Here is a 21,606-nt window from a genome sequence, read left to right as displayed (position 1 = left end):
TTTCGGTGGATCCGAACCGTCCGGCGCGGTCGGCCGATCCCAGCCGCGCCCTACCCCGGAGCAGCAGCCGGAGGAACGAGGAATCAGACGGATGAGCGAGACGCCACCCCCGCGCGCCATCGCGGAGCAGGCCGTCACCGTCCTGATGGCGGTGGTGCCGTGCGGCGCCGACACCGCGCGGCAGATCCTGGGAGACGCGGCGCGGGCCGCCGGCGCCGCACTGCACGAGATGGCCGGGGCCGTGCTCGTACTGGGTGGCGGCGGCAAGCCCGCGGCTCCCCTGGGCAGGGCCCTGGCGGACGCGATGGACGAGGCCCGGTGCGCCGCCGAGCCCGTGGCCCAGCCGTACACGCGGCTGCTCCCCGACCCGCGGGCCATCGGCGAGCTGCTGAAGCGGCACCGCGGCCTGCGCCGCCGCGCCCTGGCCACGCCCGACGATCCGGCCGTACGCGATGAGCTCGACGACGCCACCTACACCCTGTGCATCCTGATGGGACGGCGCAACGCCCACACGGCACTCCGCTCGGCGGAACTCCTCCTCGGCACCGAGTGGCTCGGCACCACCGTCATCGGTACCGCGCCCTCGTCGCGGTCTCGGCAGGTCCGGCAGGCCCGCGGCTCCACCCCCTAGAAGGCGTGCGGCGTCCACGGGGCGAGGTCGCTCGCGAAGGCCGCGGAAGCCTGCGCCAAGGCTCCGGGCTTCAGTTCGTGGACCCGTCCTGCCGAGGCGAGGGCGGTGAGCGAGACCCCGCCCAGGTAGGCACAGCCCAGATCCCGTGCGGACAGCACCACCTCGGGGGCCGCGCCGGTGCGTGCACACTCCGCGCCGTCGACGCCGCCGGTGAGCCGCCAGCGCCCGTCGTTCCAGGGGCACATGGAATCCTCGATCTGCAGGACGGTCTCGACCGGTGTGCGGTAGGTCCGGGCCCGCAGCGAGGCGGGCACGTCCACCACGCGGACGAAGAGCGCGTCGCGCAGCCGCAGCTGGCACCGGCGGATGTCGGAGACGAGATGCTGCCACGCATCGTCCGCCGGCCGGTTGGGCAGTGAGAGCCATGACGTCAGGTCGACGTCGAAGAGGAACCTCCACAGGGCGGCGTGGGCAGCCGGGTCCAGCGCCTCCAGATCGCAGAGCACGACGGTGCCCCGGGGGCCCGCCGCGTCCCATTCCGGTCGGTTGCGGAAACGGGCGTAGCCGACGGTCACCCCGTCGCGCTCGGCGAGGACGCATTGCAGCGGGACTCCGCCTGCGTGTCCGGAGCCGTCCGCCTCCACCACGGCCAGCCCCTCCCAGCCGGGCCGGCGTGCCAGCATCCCGGGCCGCTGCGGCACCTGCCGGGCGTACACCGCCTCGCAGGCGTCGAGTGAGGCCACCGGGTCGGCGTACCGGATCCGAACCGTATCCGTACCGCCCGGTACGGAGAGCCGGACCCGGTGGGTGTCGATCATGGCGGAGAGCTGGTAGGCAGCCATGCCGTAGCCGAAGCGGCCGTAGATGTCCGGCTCCGAGGCGATCAGCGCGGCCAGTGGTTCACCCCGCCGGTGCACTTCGTCCAGCTGGCGCCGCATCATCGCGGTGAGCAGGCCTCGCCTGCGGTGGGTGGCCGCGACGCTCACCATCGTGACACCGGCCGCCGGGACCAGAGCCCCACCCGGAACCGAGAGCCCGAAGGAGAAGGCTCCTGCCGTGCCGACGCAGTCGTCGCCGGCCCATGCCCCGAGCGAGCGCTCGGGTTCGGTCAGCGTCCGCCAGAGCGCGCGGATCCGAGGGGCCTTCGGCGCCCCGCCGAAGGCGCGCTCCAGGGTGTCGAACCAGGTGTCCCACTCGGCCGACCGCAAGGTCCGCAGCTCTGTCCCCGACTCCGCCGTCACGCATCAGCTCTACCAGGGCTTTCCGCCCGGCGGTCGCGCGAAGCGGCCGTGTCACCCGCGCGGGTCACCCCGCGGGGGGAGGCGAAGGCCTTGACGCGCCGCACGCAAAGTAATGACACTCATAGTGCAAATTGTTCGCCGAGGTCGCGGGAGAGGGCACATGGGGGAAGTGAGGGCGCCGTTCGGTGCGGTGGTCCGTCGGGAGACCCTCGACATCGGCGGTCTCAGACGCACGTTCACCGTGGTCCGACCCGATCCCATGAGGGCGAACGCGCCGGTGGTGCTCGTCTTCCACGGCGCCTACCAGAACGCGGCGACACTTCGGCTGGCCACCCGCAGGGCACTCGACGGCGTGGCGAACACATCGGGGGCGATCGTCGCCTACCTCAACAGTCACCGATGGCACTGGAACGATGCCCGAGTGGACACGAGTTTCGCGGCCCGCACGACGGGCGTGGACGACATCGCCTTCACCACCGCCGTCGTCGACCGCCTGGTGCGGCGCCACGCCGCCGACGCCTCACGCGTCCACGCGGTGGGCTTCTCCAACGGCGGATACCTGGTCTTCCGGCTCTTGCACGAGGTCCCCGAGCGCCTTGCCGGTGCCGCGGTGATCTCCGCGGCACAGCCGGAGGCAGAGAACTTCGCCCCACACGTGTCACGGCTCCACCCCCTGCCGACCTTGATCATTCATGGGACCGCCGACCGGGTCGTACCGTACGGAGGCGGACGCGTAAGCCTGGGCGGACGGCACTCCGGCGGGAGGTGCATGTCGGCACGGGACACGGCGGAGTACTACGCCCGCCGCAACGGCATGAACGTCGGGGCCACGACCGGCCGGGCAGTCCATGGCCGAGGTGCGTACCCGACGGGGTCCGGCCACACCCCCGTCGAGTACACCGAGTACCGGCAGCATCCGCACCCGCCGGTCGTGCTGTACACCGTCCACGGCGGTGGCCACGCCGTCCCGACTCCGGGCAGGACGCTCGGCAGCCTCCTGGGGCAGGACCGCCGCAGCCTCGATTCGGTCCGGGTGATCGAGGACTTCTTCGGCCTCGCCCGCCGCCGGTAGGCCGCCGCGAGCCGGCCGGGAGGGCGGCCCGCCCAGGGCCTTCCCGTCAGATCAGCTCGACGAGGGGGAACACCCGATGCCGGCGTGGCGGGGTGAGGAAGTTCTGGCGCCGGGTGGCGGTCAGGAACCGCTCCAGGCCGTTCTCGTCCTCGGGTACGTCATGCTCGGACGCCAGGTCGAGCGAGGCCTGGTTGGTACGCATTTCGGCGAAGAACTCGGCGGTCGGGACGAAGGCCGTGAACTCCAGCTTGGGCTGGGCGGATCCGTCGGGCACGTCCATGGAGTCGTACCCCGGCCCGTCCATGCGCAGGTGCAGCGGGTTGCCGTCGGCCTTGCGCGAGGACCTCTGGAGGCAGGAGAGGTGCCCGATGCGGTGTTCCCCTTCCGGGGTGCCGTTGCCCTGGGCGCTCAACTCCGCGTCGTCCGTGCCCCGGAAGGTGTTCGGCAGGAACGCGGGTCCTCCGCCGTCCGTGATCTGGTCGGCATTGCCCTCCGAAGGAGGCGGCGTGGACCGGAACATGTACTGGACGCGTTCCGAGAACGCGGCGTCGTCGCCCGGCACCCCGGCGTCGTCCACGTCGTAGAACTGCTTGAGGTCCAGAATGACGTGGGAGAGGTGCTGGACGGCACCGTGATCGAAGTAGTCCCCCGCGTTCGATGTCGTGAGGCCGCTGGCCAGAAAGGTGACGTCCGCGGCCGGAGCACTCCCGGCGACCTGCTGGTCGGCGAAGCCCATCCACATCGGCGACCTCGGATTGATCATGAAGCCGTAGACGAGCGACTCGGCGTCCGCCAGCTTCCGGGGCAGTCCGATCTGGGTGAACATCGCCCGGCTCGACGTGAAGGTCAGGAGATCCGCCAGGTGCGGCGAGGGCTGGGGGCGGCCGGCAAGGATCTGACTTCCTCCGAGCCAGCGCAACACGTCCTGGATGTGCTCGGCACGGTCGCTGCGCAGCGTGAGCAGGAGGTCGTTGTCCTCGATGGACACCGGTACGTTGAACCGGCGCTTGACGATCCCGGGGTTGGCGGAGCTGACGTCCGTGGGGCCGGGCACCGCCTCCTCCAGGGCGTAGCGGCCCGGCTCGGCCTTCAGGCGGGGCATGTGTGCGGAGACCAGCGGCCCGTGCAGTCCGCCGGGTAACCGGCTGAAGTACGGCAGTCCGTACGAGACGAACGTGAAGACACCCGCGGGGCTGAAGGGGTAGGCGCGTTCGATCGCGGCCAGGGCTCCGCTCAGCTTGGCCTGGTCCATGCGCGTGGGGGTCCGCAGCAGACGAGCCGTGACGAACAGCGTGTGCACCGGGCCGAACTGCACCTCGACCCCGTCCTCGGTGGTGACGGGGGCCATGCGGTCGGCGATGTCGAACTGGATGTCGGGCAGGGCCGGGAGGCGGGCCGGATCGCTGGGCGACGAGGCCGAGACCGTCCTCATCGGGACGGTGGAGGATCTCCCCACCAGCTCCAGGCCGGCCACGGCCGCGGCCAGCACCCCGCCGTGCAGGAGGCTCCGGCGGGTGAGTCCCGCGGGGTCCGCGGTACCCCGCGGTCGGGGAATACGGGCGGGAGCCGCTTCCGGTTCCTGCCGGTCCGATCCGGCTCTGCTCTTCGGGCGTCGGACGTCGTCCATCACGTCTCCACTCCTGATCAGGGGCAGCATTGACGTACAAATTGCACTCGCAGTGCAATCGAGTGGTCACTATAGGCGCCCGGGGAGTGGGCTGTCAGGAGAACCGTCGGAGCGGAGGCAGCCGTTCGCAGCCCTACCCGCGCAGCGGTGTCGGCACGGTCCACGGGCGCGGGCCGCCGTACCGCAGGCGCAGGAGGAAGTCGAGGATTCCGGCTGTCCCGTTGGCGTACTCACAGCCCCCGGCCCGGTCGGCCGTCAGCCGGAGCCCGTCCTGAACGGAGTGCTGCGCGTCGATGATCCCGGCGATCTCCTCCGCGCGGGCGCGATGGCGGTGCGTACCGCGGAGCTCGGCGAGATCCAGGAGGAGGTGGCCGGTACCCGCATTCCCGCAACAGGCGCCCGGCCCCGCGCGCCAGGGGTCGCTCATGGCGGTCGCGGCGGCCTGCTCGGCCAGCTCGGCGAAGCGCTCCTCGCCGGTGGCGGCCCACAGCCGGACGAGGAAGGTCCCGATCCCGGCGGGGCCGTTGCACCACTGGGTGGTCGGTCGCAGCTGCGGCTCGCCCCCTGCCCGGGCCGGCCAGGTCGCGCAGCCCCGCTCCACATGGGCCGTTTCGGCGAGTGTGGCGCCGGCGCCCAGGGCCGCTTCCCGGAACCGTGCCGCCGGCTCGGGCAGTCCGCGGGTCTCCGCCGCGTGCGCGGCGGACAGGAGGAAGGTCCCGACGCCTGCCGTGCCGTGTGCGAATCCGTAGCCGCGCAGGCCGGCGAGCTCGGAGTCGGTCGCCTGCGAGGTGGGCCAGATTCACTGGCCGTCACCGCGGTCGGTGGCGGCCAGTACGGCGTCCCCGCAGGCCAACGCGGCGTCGAGCAGGGCTTCGTCGCTCGTGAGGTGCCACAGGTGCAGATGCGCGGTACCGGCACCCGCGAGTCCGTGGGTGAAGTCCGGGCTGTGCCACCGCACCGGCAGCCGCCCCGCGAGTTCGACCGCCCGGTCGGCGGTCTTCGTGTCGCCGAGGAAGCGGGCGGCGTCGTAAAGGGCCCATGCCGTGCCGCTGCGGCCGAAGCACAGCCCCGGCAGAAGCCGGGGCACCGCGAAGAGGCGCTCGTCGATCCAGGCCGCCGCCACGGCCACGGTGTCGCGCAGGGAGTCGCCGCCGTCGGCCCGAGCCGCCCGGGTGAGCGTGGCCAGGACGCCGCCGGCGCCGTTCCAGATGGTGCACGGATCGGTCTGAGGGACGCGCCGTTCGGGGCGGGGCCACAGCGTGTCCCGGTGCGGCGTCATACTGCGCTGGAGGTGCAGGAGACCGTCGGCGAGCAGACGCTCGACGGAGGCCTCCCGGTACAGGGGCGCGGCGGCCGTGGGGGCGGGGCCCGCCTTCGCCCTGCCGGAGGTGTCGGAGGTGCAGTTCAGCCCGAGGAGGTACTCCTCGGCCTGCCCGAGCGTCCAGCGATCCTCGGGGCCGCTCCGCACCAGCCCGGTGATCAGTTCGCCGAACGGCTCCAGCAGCGGGTGGGACAGGGCGATCAGGGAGAACAGCCGAGCCGGATCCTCCCGGGGCCGCACGACATCGGGCCGGCCGGCCGCCCACCGCGGGTCGAGGTCCGTGACCAGGCAGAACAGCGTCACGCCGAGGCTGAACCGGTCCGCCGCCGGGCCGGGCACCGGGACCGGCCGCGATGCGTCGGGCCCGCCCGCGGCCCGGGCTTCGGGCGCGGCGTACCCGACCGTGTAGGCCGGAATGCGCTCCTGGCCCGGCTCGGCCACGTACTCCGTATCGATCAGGCGCACCTCTCCCCCGGGAGTGACCACAACGTTGTGCGGTTTGAAGTCGCAGACGACGAACCCGGCCTGATGGAGGGTCCGCAGCAGGGTCACCAGCCCTCTCGCCATCGCCACCGCCTCGGGCCGGGTGAGGGTCGCCTGCCGGGCTCGTTCCGCCTGCCAGAGGTTCAACGGGGTTCCGGGCACCAGCTCCTCGGCGAGGAACAGGTCGCCCTGCTCGTCGAAGAGGTCCACCACCGCCGGGGAGACCGCCAGCGGCGCCAGCCGCTCCAGCACCCGAGCCTCGTTGCGCAGCCGGTCGCGTACATCGGTTCCGTCGAGCCGGGCGCCCACGTGGGCGCGGGCGTGCTTGACGACGACCTCCGAACCGGTGCGCTCGTCGACGGCCCGGTAGACGCCCCCCTTGTTCGCGTGGCGGATGGCACGCAGGACCCTGAACCGGCCTCCCAGCAGTACGGACGCGGGCGCCGCGGGCGCCGCGGCGGGCTCCTCCGGGAACGGGTACGCCGCCCAGGGAGGGAGGACGAATCCGGGCTTCCGCTCGTCCTTGACCACGCTGCCGTCAGGGCCGGTCATACGGCGCTCGAACACGCCGTCATCGGTGAGGAACCGCTCTCCGCTGAACTCGCCGTACCGGAAGTACACGAGGCTGCCCGGCCCGAGTTGCCGGTCGGAGAGGATCCTCGGTCCCGGCAGGCCGGCCGTCGCCGCATCGAGCTCGGAGGCCAGCATCCGGAAGTGATCGTCGTCGCGCGGGTAGACCGTGATGAACTTGCCGCCGCTGCCGCGGTCGGACCAGATGTTCCCGAGCCGTGCGACGCGGTCGAGGTCGGTGGCGAACTTGAACGAAGCCCCGTGGCGGACCAGGACCTCGGCCGACCGGGCCAGCACCACGGGCGCGGCCAGGGGGGTGGCCGACACGTGGAGCTTCCAGCCGTGTGCGCGCCGGGCGGTTGCGGGCGGCCGTACGAAGCACCACGCATCGCCCGGCTGGAACGCCCAGCGCTGTCCTGCGCAGCGGTCGAGTACCGCGCGCGCCACGTCCAGCAGGAGCAGGGCGTCGGCCGTCGGCGTAGCGGGTTCCGGGGCTGAAAGTGCGCCGCTCACCCTCCCATGGACGCACCGCCCGGCCCGCCTGTCGAGCGGGGGCGGGCACCAGGAACAGGTTCTTGCACTCAAAGTGCAAAGAATTCGTCAAGCGACGCATTCGGGCGATTTGAGTGGGTATCTACTTCGTATCGAGTCGTGATGACCCGAGAAAACCGACGAGAAGGGCCGAGGAAATGACTGAGATCAACGCCCTGGAGCTGCTTCCGCAGGAGCAGGAGCAGGAGCAGTCGGAGATGGACTGCACCGCATGGTCCAGCTGTAGCTTCACGCTCGCAGCCGATGAATGACCGGAATGCCGGCTGAACGGCACCGGATCCATTCCCCATAGGCACCGCGAGCCGGGTTCCCGCCCTCGAGGGCGGGAACCCGGCTCCGCGTACGTCGGGCTCGCTGTCAGCAGCTGCGGGAGCGGGTTCCGAAGACCCCCGCGCCACCCGTCCAGTCGTGGGTCATGACGGAGGGTTGCACGCGCTCGCCGAGGTAGTCGAGCCGTTGGCCGGGCGTGGGGTCCGTATTGCCGGGCGGCTCCACGCTCTGGGCACTGGTGGCGGCCAGCAGGTAGTGGCTGCGGCAGTACACGAGCGGATCGCCGTTCAGCCAGGTGCCTGCCGAGTCGTTGAAGAGGACGAACCACGGCGCGATCGAGGTCTCGTAAGCGGCACGGGTGCCCAGCGACCGAGTGGCCGGCCAGGCCATCACCTCCGGCAGCCTGCCCGCGGCGGCGCGGTCGCGGACGTGGCGGCCGTACTCCACGTCGGTCGGCACGTTGTCCTCGAAGACCTTGCCCTCGACGGTGCCCGGCCACACGTAGAACAGGAACTTGCCCCTTGCCTGGGCCAGGGTGGGCCAGGCCCCGGCCCGGGCGGCGGCGTCCACGTCGGAGTACGCGGAACCCGTCAGATCTCCGGGCTTGAACACCCGGGAGGAACCGAGCCGATTCGCGATCAGCCGGTCCAGATCCTCCGGAGCCATGTCCGAGCGGCCGTAGAAGCCCCACTTCATTTCCAGCTTCACGTAGACCGGGTCGTGGCCGGGGTGCGCCTCGCTCCAGCGCCGCATGTCCGTGAGGCAGTCGGCGAGGTCTCCGTTCCTGACCTGCTTGCCGAAGATGTTCTTGCGCGTGCAGTTGCTGTCGCTGGAGACGGGGTTGCTGTGGCTGACGACCCACCCGGAGACCGGGTCGGTGTACACGTCGATCTCCAGGAGCCGCGACCCGGCGTCGAGCCCGTCGGTCAGCCGCCCGTACGTGGCCTTCTCGTACGCGTTGTGATTGCCGGAGAGGGTGATCCGGTCGAGCTTCAGGTCCTCGGAGTCCGGGGTGGCGGCCGATGCCCGCTGTGCGCCGCACGCCATCCAGGCGGCGAGGAGTAGGGCGAGGGCGGGTGGACCCCAGGGGCGACACTTGCTCACTCTGGACGCCTGAAACGGCATGGGTACTCCATTCGGGGCCGCGTGGGTGGGAGCATGCTCGGCCGCGTTCACGCTCGGCGGCCCATCAGCGGTGAGCACCGTAGCCCGGGGCGCGGGGCGATCCAGCGGTGTTTTCGAGCCATTCGGCCACAGTGGCCCTCCGGTCGACCCGGCAGACATGAAGGCAAAGAATACGCAAAGCGTGTCGGAGTCGATCGGCGGCGCCCTGCGCGCAGTTCTCATCCAGGTGCCTGCTAAAATCCCGCCATCAGCCTTTCGGGCTCGGACGCGTATCCGGCCGAGAGGCTTTTTTGTGCCCTGGCCCGCCCAGTCCTTCGCGCCGGTGTGCCCGCCCGTGCGGGTGTCATGTTTCGTGCCGCCGCGTGACCACAGATTCGGCATGCGGCGGCGACCGTTGTTCGTCGTCCTGCAAAGGGGTTTCATGTCGGACATATCTGTGCGCCTTGCGAACGATGCCGACCGTTCTGTGCTGGAACGTCTCTGGCTGATGTTCCGCCATGACCTGTCCGAGTTCGGCGGCCTGCTGCCCAACCCGGACGGGGCGTTCCGGAGCGAATGGCTCCAAGCAGCCTTCGACGACACCGATTGCGCGCCGTACCTGCTGATGAGCGGCGAACGCCCCGTCGGTCTCGCTCTCGTCCGAGGCCTGGCCAGCCACACGCGCGTACTCAACGGCTTCTTCGTGGTGCGTGGGGCTCGGAGGTCCGGGATCGGGATGCGTGCCGTTCAGGAGGTGCTCGCCAAGTACCCGGGCCCGTGGGAAATCGCCTTCCAGGACGCCAACGTGGCCGCCGTACGCTTCTGGCACCGCGTCGCGGCCGAGATCGCGGGTGACGCATGGACGGAGAACCGCAGACCCGTTCCAGGCCGGCCCGACCTGCCACCCGACGTATGGATCTCGTTCGACGTGCACGCGTGAAGGCGAGGCCCGACGCCCGGCGGCGTCGGAGGAGCGGGCGCCACCGGCGCCGGTATCGGCTTTCTCCGCTCCCCAGCTGCCCGGGCCCGGCCCGTCTGAAGCAGCTCGACCACATGGAGCCCGGGCTGCCTCGGCCACGAGCGGCCGTCCGCCCCGGCGGACGCCTTTCTCGCTGCGGATGCGGGCGCGCTCTTCGCGTTGGGCGGCCAGGATGCCGGGGTGACGGGCGTTCGCGTTGCGCCGGCGCAGGTAGCGGTGCAGCTCGCTCCTTCGTGCGCGGAGAGGTTGTCCATGACCACGTAGACCGGGGCGCCGTCGGGTCGGGCGGCGCGTATCGGCTTCAGCGCGGCCAGGGACCGAGTGGCGCCCTTGTGGCGGCGGTTGACGCCCCACAGAGTCGTCGCCGACCGAGTAGCAGCCATGGAAGTAGGTGACGCCGTGGGTGCGGCGGCAGGTCGCCGGGACCCGGTCGGGGCGGCCCGGATTGGCCCAGCCGGTCACCGCACTAGTCGGCGGGGTGGGCCGCGTCGGTGGCGGCGAGAAGGGCGTGCACGGCCGTCTCCATCGTCCGGGCGGCCGCCTCGACGCTCAGGCCGCTGCTGCGCCAGTGGTACCAGGCACCCCAGGTGGTCACCGCGTCCAGTCCGTGGAGCACCTCGGTCCTGCGCTCGGCGGGCAGCCGGTCGAGCTCCTCGGCGAAGATGTCGGCCAGCCGTCCCCGGGCGAAGTCCAGGACCTGCCGGGTGACCTCGCTGATCCGGTCGCCGGGCTTCTCGATGCGCAGCAGGGTCAGCTGGGCCGGGGTGATCCACTCCAGGATCCGGGAGCGCTGTTCCGTGAGCGCCGCCACCCGTACAGCCCGTGGGCCGTCCGTCGGCAGGGGCCTGATCTGCTCGATCAGCTGCTCCAGCCGTCGCGCGATGGCGGTCTCCACCAGCTGGGACATGTCGGCGAAGTGGTGGAAGACCAGGCGGCGGGAGACCCCCGCGCGCTCGGCGACGCGGTCCGCGGGGAAGTGCGACTCCCCTTCGTCGAGCAGGGACAGCACCGCGTCCGCGATCTTCACGCGGGACTGACGGCTGCGCTCGGCGCGGCCGTCCGCGAGTCGCTCCTCCGGCTGCCCCGCCGACTGCTGCACGTTGACCCCTCCCGGTCTCACCGGTCGCCATTGTCGCAAACCTGGAGGGGGTTTCCATCGATCCGTGCCGGTCGCCGGGGGAAGGGTAAGGGGAAGGGGACCGGCACGCGCCACCGCCGGGGCGAACGGGGTGAGGGGCGGCCCCGCCGGGCCGCCCCTCACGTGTTCCGTCCCGGCTTCAGCTGGTGGACACGACGAACGTGGCGATCACGGATCCGTTCCCGCCGGAGTCGGGGTTGCTGATGACGGGGACGCTCTGGACGGTCTCGGTGTCACTGAAGGCCCAGCTTCCGCCACCGCCACCGCCGCCGCCGGTGATGGCCTCGCCGCCACCGCCACCGCCGCCGCCACCACCCCAGCCGCCGCCACCGCCGCCACCGCCGCCGTAGTTGGTGGCGTTCACGCGCCACTCGCCCTCGCCGCCCTGGCCGGCGCTGCCGAAGGACAAGGAGGAGTTGTTCGTCCATGCCACACCGGCGTTGGGCCCCTTGGACGTGTGGGTGGGGCCGCCGAGGCCGCCGATCCCGTCCTGGCCGTCGGTGCCCGCGTGACTGGACACACCCGAGCCGCCGCGGCCGCCCGAGCCCCCGTCGCCGTTGCCGCCGCCGAAGCCGCCCTGGCCTGTGCGGGTGAGGGTGCCGGTGGCGGCCCGGCCGTCCCGGCCCTGAGAACCGAGCGAGATGATCTGGCCCGACACGGCGGTGCCGCCGTTGCCGCCGTAGCCGCCGTCGCCGTTGGCATTGCCCTCGCCGCCGCCGCCTCCGCCTGCGCCATCGGCCAGGAGGTTGGTGGTGGTGCAGGAGGCGTAGCCGGCGATGCAGGGCTGATTGGTCGTCAGGTCGACGCCGGACACCAAGGTCGAGGAGCCGCCTCGGCCTCCCGCCGAGGTCCCGCCCAGCTGCCCCACGTAGTAGTAGAGCGTCGATCCGAACGTTCCCTGGAAGTCGGCGACGGAGGTCACCGTCTGCGCCCGTCCGCCCTGTCCGCCACTGCCTCCGGAGTAGAGGCCGCCACCGTTGTCACCCTGACGGCCCGCTCCGCCGAAGGCGGTGAGCACCAAAGGGGTGGACGTCGTCAGCGTGGTCTGGGTGGACTGCTGGGCCGCGGCGAGCAGCGCCGTGGTGTTGTACTGGGAGACACCGTCGGGGAGCACGCAGGAGACCACACCGGTGTCGATCTCCGAGCAGGAGATGGCGGTGGTCGTGGCTGAAGCCGTGGGCGCGGACAGAGCCATGAGCGATGCCAGGCAGAGACTTGCGCCCAGTGTCTTGGCAACGCCGTGGGATGTGGACATGGGTTCCTTTCAGTGACGGAGGCGATCGCGTGTCAGCCGGACACGGCCGCTGCTGAAACCGGTCCCTGAGGGGGCATCAGGGAGCGCACTCCGCCACCGCGCTGATCGTGGCGTTCTCCGTGTGCGTGTTGAGGACGGTGACCACCCAGGTGTTGGGTGTGGCAGCCCTGGAGCTCATCAGCACGTGCATGGGCCGGCTCATCAGGTACGAGCCGCCGACCAGAACGCTCCCGTCGTCACAGGTGGCGTATACGGTGCCCTCCTTGCCCGTGATCACAGTGATCGGGTCTCCGATGACCTCCGAGGTGACGGTGGGCCCTGCGGGTCCGGTCGGCCCTGCAGGACCGCTGGGTCCGGGGGAACCCGAGGATCCGGGGGAACCCGAGGGTCCGGCGGGTCCGCTGGGTCCGGGGGAACCCGAGGGTCCGGGCGGCCCGCTGGGTCCGGGGGAACCGGAGGCTCCAGGGGGCCCTGAGGGGCCGGGGGAGCCTGACGGTCCGGGCGGCCCCGAGGATCCGGGAGGTCCTGAGGGTCCGGGGGAACCGGAGGCTCCGGGAGGCCCGCTGGGTCCTGGGGGGCCAGTGGGTCCAGGGGGACCAGTGGGTCCTGGCGGACCCGACATGCCCGGCTTGGGGTGTCCGTCGTGCTTGCCGTGTTCGTCGCGTCCGTCGTGTTCATCGCGTTCGTCGCGCGGGGGACGGCCGGGGCCGTCCAGCCACGGAGGCCCGCCCGGCCCGCAATCCACAAATGGAGGACAGAAGCCGTTCGGCTCCGGATCCTCCGTGACGACACGGGTCTGGGCTGCCGCGGTGGGCGACGCGGCAGCGGTCACCGTGTATGCAAGGGCGCTCATGATCAGGGCCAGGGAGCTGAATGCCCCTCCGGCGAGCCAGAGCCGGCGCCGGGGCAACGGCCCGAGGCCGCGGCCACGCTTCGTCCCAGCTTCAGGGGACATCTGATTCCTGCTTTCTGCGGTGGTGCCTGTTCCGGGAGGGGAGAGCCGCGGAATCCGGTACGCATGAGCCGTCTTCGCGATCGAGTCACGACGCAGCACGGCGCGCCGGCCGGTGACCGCCGGCCAGGCGAGGGTCGGTACTGGAGCGGATCCCAGGAACGAGCCGTGGCGCGCACGCACGCGCCACGGCTCGAACACGCCGCACAGGGCGGCGTGCATGCGGAGAACCAGCGTCAGCCCTACGGCTTGTGACCGGGCTTCGGCTTGGGGCTGGTCTTGTGCGGCGGCTCTTGGTTAGGCGACCCGTGGTCCGGGCGCTCTTGGTCCGTGCCTTCATGATCCGGGCGCTCTTGGTCCGGGCGCTCTTGGTCCGTGCCTTCATGATCCGGGCGCTCTTGGTCCGTGCCTTCATGATCCGGGCGCTCTCGGTCCGGGCGCTCCTGAGCCGGACGCCCGTGATCCGGGCGCTCGTCCTTGGGAGGTTCGTGGTTGGGAGGCTTGTGGCCCGAGGGCCCATCGCCGGCGGCGATCGACACCCGGACCGACTGCCACAGCTGGGAGGCATGCCCCGCGAGTTGGAAGTGGTAGTCACCGGGCCGGACACGGTCGATTCCGGGATAGTCGGGGATCCAGACCTCCCCCGACACGGAGCCGTCGGCCCCGGCGAGGAAGATGCCGAGCACCACGATCCGCCGGTCGTTGTCCGTGTTGTCCTCGTCCAGGGTGAGCCTGGAGGTGGGCTCGGGCCCCCGGCGGACCGAGATCGGGGCTGCGGGAATCAGGCGGACGTACACTTCTTCGCCCGGCAGGTAGCCGGTCCCGGAGAACGAGACCGTGTCTCCGACGGTGAGATCGGTGCTGCTCACCGAGACGGTGGGGATGACCGTGGCGTGTGCCGCAACCGGTACGGCGGCGAACGCGGGAGTGGCGGCCAAGGTCCCGGCGGCGGCCGTCAGGGCGACGAGCCATCGCGAATATCTGGGCATCGTGTTCGGATCTCCTTCGCAGGCGGGACGGGATCGACCCAAATCCAGCAAGGCAATCCGTTGACCGGTGGAAATCCTATAAAACGGGCGGCCTCCCCAGTTGGGCGAATAGGCCTATAGAAATAGTCAATTAGAGGCAATGGGGAGGCCGCCGGATGCGTCGGCGGGGCGCGAGCCAACCCGTTTCGCTTTAGTGAGTGGGCAGAGTGGCACCTTTCCGAAGGGAAGCTTCATGTCCTATCCACGTGGCCGGGCGAGAATGCTGGGTGTGGGCGTATGCCTGACCTCGATTCTGGCTCTCGCTGCTCCGGGCGCATCGGCGACCACCACCAACGTGTCCTGCGCCGAGATCGAGAGCGGGACCGTCTCCTGCCTCCTGCCCGACGGCGCCTCGCAGTACTCCCTGTCCCAGCTGTTGGCCGACGCCCAGGCGCAGACCACCGTCTCGCTGACCACGTCGACGCCGATGGTCGTCACGGCATTCGGTGGAGCCGGAAGGTACGGGAGCAACGGCGGCGGCCTCTACCGCGGCGGTAGCGGCGGTTACGGCGGCAAGGCCCAGACGGTCAGCACGATCGCCGGCTTCCAAGGCACTTTCGGCGGGACCCTCTACTACTACGACGGCAAGCTGGGGGCCACGTCCTCGGGCGGCCGCGGGGGCGCGTCGACCCTCGTCTCCGGAGTGGACCTGACGCAGCAGACCCCCTGCATCACCGGCTACGGCAGCTGCACCACCGCGAACCTGCTCCTGGATGCCGGCGGCGGAGGCGGTGGCGGCGAGGCGAATGCCGACGGAGACGGAGGCATGGGCGGCAACGGCGGCACCGCGGTCTCGGGCCAGATCATCAGTGCGGGGGCCGGCGGCCAGTCCGGGCGCAGCACGACGGGTACGGTCCGGACCGCCCAGGGTGGCGGCGGCGGGCTGAACGGGGTGGGCGGATCGGGCGGCCGCGCCGGTGGCGGGGTGGACAGCGTCCGCGGAACCGACGGCCAGGACGGTATCGGAGGGCTCGGAGGACCGACGCACACGAGCAAGGGCCCGAACGCCGGAGCGACGTGGACCAACAACGACTCCCTGGCCTTCGGCAGTGCCGGGCAGGGCGGTGAGGGCGAGTTCCGGACCAACGGCACCAACTACGGCAGTGGTGGCGGCGGAGGCGGCGGCTGGGGCGGCGGAGGCGGCGGCGGTGGCGGTGGCGAGGCGGTGAGCGGCGGCGGCGGTGGCGGCGGCGGCGGCAGCTTCGCCATCGGCAACACCGTGTCGGTACAGACCGTTCCCGCCATCAGCAACGCCAATGCCAACGGCGACGGTTCCGTCTACGTCACGTTCGTCGGCAGCGCGAGCTAGGCCGGACGGTCTTGGACGTCTGTCCCGCAGCGGCTCGGGCCGGTGCGGGACAGACGCGTACCCGGACGACGGCCCGTCGCCCACGCGCCGATGCTCCTGCCGCGGACGGTGTCCGCGGCAGGAGCATCGGCGTGGAGAAGGGCGCTGCTCCCTCGGGCGTCAGTTGACGCAGGTGCTCACCGCCGCGGGACTGCGGTCGCAGTTGGTGGGCGTGTTGTTGACGAACATGGAGCCGGGGACCGTGGTGATCGCGACGTTGGTCCAGATGCCGCCCGGAGCAGGATCCGCCGGCGCCGAGTTGTTCGAGACCGAGGCGCCGGTGAAGGTGACGGCGCTGTTGTTGTTGTAGACGCCGGCCGCGAAGGAGCCCGTGCCGGCCACCTTGTTGAAGTCGATCGCGGAACCGTCGACGTTCACGGTGACGCCTTGGCCGAAGTCGTCGCTGGCGTGGATGCCGCCGCCTTGCGAGTAACGCCCCGAGAGCAGGTTCTTCGTCACGTTCGAGCCGTTGTTGATGTTCAGCGTGCCGGCATTGGCCAGGATCCCCCCGCCCTTCGCGTTCTCGCCGATCACCTGGTTTCCGGTCACCGCGGTGTTGTCCAGGGTCAGCGTCCCACCTGCCAGGTGGATGCCGCCGCCTCCGCCGTCGGCGCCGTTTCCGGCGACCTTGTTCCCCGCGATGCTCGCGTTCTTGATCGTGTGGGTACCGCCGGACACCAGGACTCCGCCACCCGAGTCCGCCGGAACACCTCCGGTGGTGATCCGGTTGTCGGCGATGACCGTTCCGTCCACCGTGGAGGTGCCGGCCTCGAAGTGCAGGCCGGCGCCGAGGTCGTCGGCGGTGTTGAACTTGACGTTGCCGCGGGTGACCGTGAGGGTGCCCACTGTCTTGCCGATGCCCCCGGCGTTGCCGGCCCGGTTGCTGAGGATGTCCGTGTCGACGAGGGTCGTCGTGCCTTCGGAGTAGATGCCGCCCCCCGTGGTGGCGCCACCGGTCGTTCGGTTGTCCCTCACGATGCTGTTGCTGAGCGTGAGGGTGCTGCCGACCCTGCCCCTGATGCCTGCGCCGAGGTTGCCGGTACTGCCCTCCACGGTCACGTTGTCCCCGATGAACGTGCCGCCGTTCTGGACCAGGATCGCACCGCCACCGATGTTGCTGGCCGGCTCCCCGTTCTCGACGCTGAGATCGAAGGCGCTGAGCTTGCCGCCGGAGGCGATGTCGAAGAGGCGGAAGTTCGCGGGGACGGTCCTCTTGATCGTGGCGTTGTTGCCGTTGATGGTGATGCCCGCGGCGAGCGTGATGGGCGGAAGCCCGTCGTCCGCCGCTGCGGCCGCGGTGACCTCGTAGACGCAGTAGGACGTCAGGTTCAGGACCGGGTCCCCCATACCACTGTTCGCATTGTTGATCGCGGTGACCAGATCCGCCGTGGTGCAGCCCACCGTGACGTCTGCGTGGGCGGGCACCGCCGATGTGGCCGTCGCCGCCAGCGTCGTCAGGGCGAGGGCGGTCAGGTGCCGCAACCGCCGCGAGGTCGTCCTATGCCGTCTCATCGTCGTGCCTTTCGTACCTGGGCTGCGGGATCCGCACGCAGGAGCTGAGCCACAGCAGGTGCGGGTCGGGGTCCGGTGTCAGCACGTGGCGGGACGCAACGCGGCTGAGACACGCAGTAGGGGTAACCGCACCGCAACGAGTTCATGCCGTACGCCGCCCCGAATGCCGCATCTGTCACGCATCCGGACCGCAGTGGCCGCTCGATCAGCGGTAACTCGACGGGTGCACCGTCGACTTCGTACACGTCGCGCTCGACGGCACTGGGGAGCGGCCGTTCACAGCCGATTCCCAGGTGTCCCACACCCCACGCAAAGGGAAAGCCGCTCAAAATAATTGCACGCGGAGTGCAAAAGTCGGCCATTTCCGTCTACCCTGAAGGAGATGGCCTTCGCCGCCCAGCCGCCGACAGAGCCCGCCAGGGCATGAAGAGCCGTCCTGTGGGGGTTTTCGCCTGGAGGACAGGCAGAGGTCAAGGAGCTCCACAATGTCCCGCCATCACGATGCGACGCCTTCCCGCGGCCGGGAGAGCAGCCGAAACGCGCACCGCTCCCCTGCCGCGAGGACCCTGCGGCCCGTCATCGCAGCCTTGGGCGCCGCGGCCCTGATGACCGCGTGCGCGTCCGGAGAGGCGACCCGGCCGTCAGCGCCGTCATCGGCCGCGGCCCCCGCCTCCACCTCCTCCGGTACGTCCGACTCCTGGTCCGGCACTCCGACCGACCCGAAGAAGATCCCGCTCGGGGACGGCAAGGTCGAGCAGACCGGGGCGAAGAAGGGGTACGCCTGGAGCTGCAGGGCGGCGGACGGCACCGTCGGCGGAGCGCAGAAGGAAGGCCCCTGGATCGACACGAAGACGAAGACCTGGGACTCCACCTCCAAGGTCTCCGTGCAGGGCAAACACACCTGGCCCCAAGCCGACTACAGCGAGACCGTCAGCGGCGCCGATCGAGTGATCAAGTCCACCGGGCTGCCCACACACGAGGTCACCGGCACCTTCCCCGTCCAGCCGTCCGACCCCGCCTACCAGTACGACTTCAATCCCAACACCATCAAGCAGAAGGCCATCGGATACACGCTCCCGCTCAACCCCACCGCCGCGGCCCACCCGTCATGCCTGGCCGGACAGGTCGGCATCCTCAAGAACGGAGTCCTGCTCTTCGCGGGCTTCGACGGCGAGGACCGCGACGCGGTCGCGCACGAGACCCAGGACGCCTGCGACGGCCACCCCGCCCCCACCGAGGAGTACCACTACCACGACATCCCCTCGTGTCTGCTGAACGCGACCGAGGGCAAGCGCTCCACCCTGGTCGGATACGCCCTCGACGGCTACGGCATCTACGTCGAACGCGACGCCAGGGGCAACCTGCCCACCAACGCCGATCTGGATGAATGCCACGGGCGCACCAGTACCGTCGAGTGGAACGGCAAGCGGACCAGCATCTACCACTACGTCGCCACGACGGAGTTCCCGTACACCGCGGGCTGCTTCCACGGCACCGACAACACCCCTGGACCGTCCGGCCCGCCGCCCGCCAAGAAGGCTCCCGCCGTGGCCCCGAAGCCCCGATAGCCGGACCGCGAGCGCTGCGCGTCAACAGAGCGCCACGAAGGGCGAACCCTCCGTGGTCGAGCTGCTACCTTTCGTGATCAACGAGGGAATTGACCATGCGCAGAAGGGTGCGCCCATGAAGACGGCCGGGAACAAGGGCGAGGCCTGGATCGCGTACGGGAAGCTCGCGGGCTGCTGATCGTGGTGAGGATCACCTGGACGTTCCGGCAGCTCGTGGACGTCGCGGCGGTACCGGACGACCGCGTGGGCGACGGAGCGGAGCTCTGCACGAGGCACTTCCGGAACTTCGCCGCCCACACGGCGTTCGAACCCCTCCTCTCGGGCGAGGACCTCCGACAGTGAGACCCCTCGCACTGCGCCCCGCGGCGGCCGTCCGCACGAGCACCACCCGGCGGGCCCTGCTCGCCGGGTCGGTCGGCAATCTCGTCGAGTGGTACGAGTTCGGCGTCTACGGATGCCTGGCCACCGTCATCGCCGCGAACTTCTTCCGGTACGAGGGGAGCAGCGGCGCCGAGGCGCTGGTGGCCACGTACGCCTCCTTCGCGCTCGCGTTCTTCTTCCGCCCCGTCGGCGCCGTGCTCTTCGGACGGCTCGGCGACCGGGTCGGGCGGCGGCCCACGCTCATCGTGGTGGTCGGCCTCATGACCCTCGCCACCGTGATGATCGGCCTCCTGCCGACCCGTGCGACGATCGGCGCCGCCGCGCCCTGGCTGCTCACCCTCCTGCGGGTGTTGCAAGGGCTCTCCGCGGGCGGGGAGTTCGGCGGGGCCGTCGCCCTCATGACGGAGTACGCGCCCGTCGGCCGCCGCGGCCTCTACGGCGCCTGGCAGTCCTTCACCGTCGCGCTCGGCCTGCTCACCGGGGCGGGTACGGCCGCCGCCCTCGCGAGCGCGCTTCCCGCCGGCGCCCTGCACGCGTGGGGGTGGCGGATCCCCTTCCTGCTGGCGCTGCCGATGGGCGCGGTGGCGCTGTGGCTGCGTACCGCGCTGGCGGAACCGCCCCCGCCACGAGAGCCCGCGGCCCCGGCGGACGAAGTTCCCGTCGACCCCCGGGAGCTCGCGCGGGCCGTCGTCCTCGGCATCGGGCGCGTCATGGGCTGGTCGGCGGCCGGGTACACCTTCCTCGTCGTCCTGCCCTCCTACCTCCAGGCGACCCTGGGCGCCTCCCTCCGCGAGGCGCTGCTCGCCACCGCCCTGGCCAACGCCGGGTTCGCCGCCTCGATCCTGCCCGCCGGGGTGCTCAGCGACCGGATCGGCCGGCGGCCGGTGATGCTGGGCGGTGCCCTCGGCGTCGTGCTGCTTGCCCTCCCCCTCCTCCGTCTGCTCCAGTCCCCCGGCGTCTCGCCGTGGTCCAGGGCCGGGGCCCTACTGCTCGCGGGTGCGCTGGTCGGCCTGATGGCCGGGCCCGGGCCGGCCATGCTCGCCGAGATGTTCCCGCGCCGGGTGCGCTGCACCGGGCTCGGGCTGGCCTACTCCCTCGCCAACGCGGTGTTCTCCGGCTGCGCCGGGCTCGTCATCACCGCCCTGATCGCCCGGACGGGAGACACCGCCGTGCCCGCGTACTACGCCGCCGGCGCCTGCGCCCTCAGCTGCTTCGCCCTGCTGAGCCTGCGCGGCCGCGACCACGAGGAGCCGCTGCGATGAGGACGAGGGTGATCGGGCTGATGTCGGGGACCTCGTACGACGCCGTCGACGCCGCGGCCGCCGACCTCGAACTCTCCGCCGAGAACGGCACGCTGCACCTCGAACCGCTGGGCCTGGTCAGCGAGCCCTACCCGGCCGATGTCCGGGAGGCCCTCGCCGCCGTGCTGCCGCCCGCGGCGACCACCCTGGCCGAGGTCTGCCGGCTCGACACCCGGATCGGGCAGGTCTTCGCGGCCGTCGCCGCCCGCGCCGACCGGGAACTGTGCGGAGGGCGCGCCGAGTTGGTCGCCTCGCACGGGCAGACGGTGTACCACTGGGCCGAGGAAGGCCGGGTGCACGGCACGCTGCAGCTCGGCGAACCGGCCTGGATCGCGGAGCGCAGCGGCTGCCCGGTCGTGTCCGGATTCCGGCCGCGCGACGTGGCGGCGGGCGGTCAGGGCGCACCCCTGGTGAGTCTGATCGACCTGATGCTCCTGCGCGGGCGTCCCGGCGTACCGGCCGCCCTGAACATCGGGGGGATCGCCAACGTCACCGTGCTGCCGGCGGGTGGCGATCCCTTGGCTTTCGACACCGGCCCGGGCAACGCGCTGATCGACGCGGCGGTCCGTGAACTGAGCGCCGGGAGGCTCTCGTACGACACGGACGGCGCGCTGGCCGCCGCCGGGCGCGTCCACGAGGGACTGCTGGAGCGGCTGCTGTCCGGGGAGCCGTACTACCGGCTGCCGCCCCCGCGGACGACGGGCAAGGAGCTGTTCCACGCCGGCTACCTGCGGTCACGCCTGGCGGGGTTCGGCGAAATCCGGCCGCAGGACCTCGTCGCCACCCTGACGCGGCTGACGGCCCGTACGGTGGCCGACGCGCTGCGCCCGCTCGGAGCCACCGAGGTGTTCGTGTCCGGCGGCGGCGTACGGAACCCCGCGCTGATGGCGATGCTCCGCGACGAGCTGAGGAACGGCACGGGCGGGGCGGGCGGCGCCGGCGGCACCGCGGTCCGCGGATCCCAGGAGCTCGGGCTGCCCGCGGAGGCGAAGGAGGCCTACGCCTTCGCGGTGCTCGGGTACCTCACCCTGCACGGCCTCCCGGGCAACGACCCGGGGTGCACGGGCGCCGCGGGGCCGCGCGTACTCGGGTCGCTCACCCCGGGCAGCCGCCCGCTGCGCCTTCCCGCGCATCCGGGCCGCACCCCGCACACCCTGACCGTACGGGGGCCGGCCACCGCCCGGGCGGCCGTGTGACCGTCGGCCGGGGCTGCCGGGGCTGCCGGGGCTGCCGGGGCTGCCGGGGAACAGCGAATCGGACCGAGGGAAGGTTC

Annotated in this window: 17 protein-coding genes and 2 pseudogenes; 9 read left to right on the top strand and 10 right to left on the bottom strand. The window is 71.4% G+C overall.

Annotated features, from left to right (window positions below; all coding sequences use genetic code 11):
- The first annotated feature begins 91 nt into the window (after nucleotides 1–91).
- Entirely contained in the window at nucleotides 92–631 is a 540-nt protein-coding gene (locus tag ACFXGI_RS05785) for a DUF5133 domain-containing protein (RefSeq protein WP_384703822.1), read from the top strand.
- On the opposite strand, the gene ACFXGI_RS05780 is transcribed toward ACFXGI_RS05785, so the two are convergent.
- A complete protein-coding gene (locus ACFXGI_RS05780; protein WP_384703819.1) occupies nucleotides 628–1,872 on the bottom strand; it encodes a GNAT family N-acetyltransferase in 1,245 nt (414 codons plus the stop codon). The genes ACFXGI_RS05785 and ACFXGI_RS05780 overlap by 4 nt on opposite strands.
- A gap of 160 nt (nucleotides 1,873–2,032) precedes the next feature.
- On the opposite strand from ACFXGI_RS05780, the gene ACFXGI_RS05775 reads away from it, so the two are divergent.
- Nucleotides 2,033–2,944: an alpha/beta hydrolase family esterase gene (locus tag ACFXGI_RS05775; protein ID WP_384703816.1), complete on the top strand. Its 912-nt coding sequence runs from the start codon at nucleotides 2,033–2,035 to the stop codon at nucleotides 2,942–2,944.
- Nucleotides 2,945–2,990: 46 nt separating this feature from the next.
- Here ACFXGI_RS05775 and ACFXGI_RS05770 read toward each other — a convergent pair whose 3' ends face one another.
- The 3 genes and pseudogenes from ACFXGI_RS05770 to ACFXGI_RS05760 form a co-directional block, all read right to left on the bottom strand.
- A complete protein-coding gene (locus ACFXGI_RS05770; protein ID WP_384703813.1) occupies nucleotides 2,991–4,571 on the bottom strand; it encodes a hypothetical protein in 1,581 nt (526 codons plus the stop codon).
- A 133-nt stretch (nucleotides 4,572–4,704) separates the two neighbouring features.
- A pseudogene (gene lanL / locus ACFXGI_RS05765) lies at nucleotides 4,705–7,392 on the bottom strand (class IV lanthionine synthetase LanL).
- Between the two features lie 462 nt (nucleotides 7,393–7,854).
- Nucleotides 7,855–8,871 carry a Ca2+-dependent phosphoinositide-specific phospholipase C gene (locus ACFXGI_RS05760; RefSeq protein ID WP_384703810.1) on the bottom strand — a complete coding sequence of 339 codons (1,017 nt, stop codon included), beginning with the start codon at nucleotides 8,869–8,871 and terminating at the stop codon, nucleotides 7,855–7,857.
- Between the two features lie 442 nt (nucleotides 8,872–9,313).
- Between ACFXGI_RS05760 and ACFXGI_RS05755 the strand changes: the two genes are divergently transcribed.
- On the top strand, nucleotides 9,314–9,811 hold the full coding sequence (locus tag ACFXGI_RS05755) for a GNAT family N-acetyltransferase (protein WP_384703807.1): 498 nt from the start codon (nucleotides 9,314–9,316) through the stop codon (nucleotides 9,809–9,811).
- A 126-nt stretch (nucleotides 9,812–9,937) separates the two neighbouring features.
- Here the strand turns inward: ACFXGI_RS05755 and ACFXGI_RS05750 are convergent.
- The 5 genes and pseudogenes from ACFXGI_RS05750 to ACFXGI_RS05730 all read right to left on the bottom strand — a co-directional run.
- Nucleotides 9,938–10,354, bottom strand: a pseudogene (locus tag ACFXGI_RS05750) (IS630 family transposase); the annotation flags it as partial.
- On the bottom strand, nucleotides 10,317–10,970 hold the full coding sequence (locus tag ACFXGI_RS05745; protein ID WP_384703804.1) for a TetR/AcrR family transcriptional regulator: 654 nt from the start codon (nucleotides 10,968–10,970) through the stop codon (nucleotides 10,317–10,319). The pseudogene ACFXGI_RS05750 and the gene ACFXGI_RS05745, both read right to left, overlap by 38 nt.
- Before the next feature lie 157 nt (nucleotides 10,971–11,127).
- Complete coding sequence (locus tag ACFXGI_RS05740) at nucleotides 11,128–12,243, bottom strand: hypothetical protein (protein WP_384703801.1); 1,116 nt, start codon at nucleotides 12,241–12,243, stop codon at nucleotides 11,128–11,130.
- Between the two features lie 76 nt (nucleotides 12,244–12,319).
- Nucleotides 12,320–12,520 (bottom strand): hypothetical protein, encoded by a 201-nt coding sequence (locus ACFXGI_RS05735; protein WP_384703798.1) that lies wholly within the window; start codon nucleotides 12,518–12,520, stop codon nucleotides 12,320–12,322.
- A 917-nt stretch (nucleotides 12,521–13,437) separates the two neighbouring features.
- The gene (locus ACFXGI_RS05730; protein WP_384703795.1) at nucleotides 13,438–14,184 is read right to left on the bottom strand and encodes a hypothetical protein; all 747 of its coding nucleotides are present in this window, start codon (nucleotides 14,182–14,184) and stop codon (nucleotides 13,438–13,440) included.
- A gap of 268 nt (nucleotides 14,185–14,452) precedes the next feature.
- Between ACFXGI_RS05730 and ACFXGI_RS05725 the strand changes: the two genes are divergently transcribed.
- A complete protein-coding gene (locus tag ACFXGI_RS05725; RefSeq protein WP_384703792.1) occupies nucleotides 14,453–15,532 on the top strand; it encodes a hypothetical protein in 1,080 nt (359 codons plus the stop codon).
- A gap of 159 nt (nucleotides 15,533–15,691) precedes the next feature.
- On the opposite strand, the gene ACFXGI_RS05720 is transcribed toward ACFXGI_RS05725, so the two are convergent.
- Nucleotides 15,692–17,083 (bottom strand): hypothetical protein, encoded by a 1,392-nt coding sequence (locus ACFXGI_RS05720; RefSeq protein ID WP_384703789.1) that lies wholly within the window; start codon nucleotides 17,081–17,083, stop codon nucleotides 15,692–15,694.
- Nucleotides 17,084–17,568: 485 nt separating this feature from the next.
- On the opposite strand from ACFXGI_RS05720, the gene ACFXGI_RS05715 reads away from it, so the two are divergent.
- From ACFXGI_RS05715 to ACFXGI_RS05695, 5 genes are read left to right on the top strand one after another with little or no spacing between them, the layout of a single operon-like run.
- Nucleotides 17,569–18,651, top strand: coding sequence for a YHYH protein (locus ACFXGI_RS05715; RefSeq protein WP_384703786.1), 1,083 nt, complete (start codon nucleotides 17,569–17,571; stop codon nucleotides 18,649–18,651).
- 52 nt (nucleotides 18,652–18,703) lie between these two features.
- Nucleotides 18,704–18,829 (top strand): hypothetical protein, encoded by a 126-nt coding sequence (locus ACFXGI_RS05710; protein ID WP_384703783.1) that lies wholly within the window; start codon nucleotides 18,704–18,706, stop codon nucleotides 18,827–18,829.
- A gap of 2 nt (nucleotides 18,830–18,831) precedes the next feature.
- Entirely contained in the window at nucleotides 18,832–18,993 is a 162-nt protein-coding gene (locus ACFXGI_RS05705) for a hypothetical protein (RefSeq protein WP_384703781.1), read from the top strand.
- Nucleotides 18,990–20,294, top strand: a complete 1,305-nt coding sequence (locus ACFXGI_RS05700; protein ID WP_384703778.1) for an MFS transporter — start codon at nucleotides 18,990–18,992, stop codon at nucleotides 20,292–20,294. Before ACFXGI_RS05705 ends, ACFXGI_RS05700 begins: the two co-directional genes overlap by 4 nt.
- Entirely contained in the window at nucleotides 20,291–21,529 is a 1,239-nt protein-coding gene (locus tag ACFXGI_RS05695; protein ID WP_384703775.1) for an anhydro-N-acetylmuramic acid kinase, read from the top strand. Before ACFXGI_RS05700 ends, ACFXGI_RS05695 begins: the two co-directional genes overlap by 4 nt.
- Nucleotides 21,530–21,606: the final 77 nt, after the last annotated feature.

Origin of the sequence: Streptomyces sp. NPDC059355 (assembly GCF_042752335.1) — a bacterium.
Classification (GTDB): Bacteria; Actinomycetota; Actinomycetes; order Streptomycetales; family Streptomycetaceae; genus Streptomyces.
Note: the sequence above shows the minus strand (reverse complement) of the source record. Positions and strands in the feature narration are given on the sequence as shown.

What these genes read in the sequence shown, in the direction of transcription:
- ACFXGI_RS05740 (WP_384703801.1), bottom strand. Translation starts at nt 12,243, where the DNA reads ATGTCCACATCCCACGGCGTTGCCAAGACACTGGGCGCAAGTCTCTGC.
- ACFXGI_RS05720 (WP_384703789.1), bottom strand. Translation starts at nt 17,083, where the DNA reads ATGAGACGGCATAGGACGACCTCGCGGCGGTTGCGGCACCTGACCGCC.
- ACFXGI_RS05770 (WP_384703813.1), bottom strand. Translation starts at nt 4,571, where the DNA reads ATGGACGACGTCCGACGCCCGAAGAGCAGAGCCGGATCGGACCGGCAG.
- ACFXGI_RS05730 (WP_384703795.1), bottom strand. Translation starts at nt 14,184, where the DNA reads ATGCCCAGATATTCGCGATGGCTCGTCGCCCTGACGGCCGCCGCCGGG.
- ACFXGI_RS05785 (WP_384703822.1), top strand. Translation starts at nt 92, where the DNA reads ATGAGCGAGACGCCACCCCCGCGCGCCATCGCGGAGCAGGCCGTCACC.
- ACFXGI_RS05695 (WP_384703775.1), top strand. Translation starts at nt 20,291, where the DNA reads ATGAGGACGAGGGTGATCGGGCTGATGTCGGGGACCTCGTACGACGCC.
- ACFXGI_RS05715 (WP_384703786.1), top strand. Translation starts at nt 17,569, where the DNA reads ATGTCCCGCCATCACGATGCGACGCCTTCCCGCGGCCGGGAGAGCAGC.
- ACFXGI_RS05775 (WP_384703816.1), top strand. Translation starts at nt 2,033, where the DNA reads ATGGGGGAAGTGAGGGCGCCGTTCGGTGCGGTGGTCCGTCGGGAGACC.
- ACFXGI_RS05755 (WP_384703807.1), top strand. Translation starts at nt 9,314, where the DNA reads ATGTCGGACATATCTGTGCGCCTTGCGAACGATGCCGACCGTTCTGTG.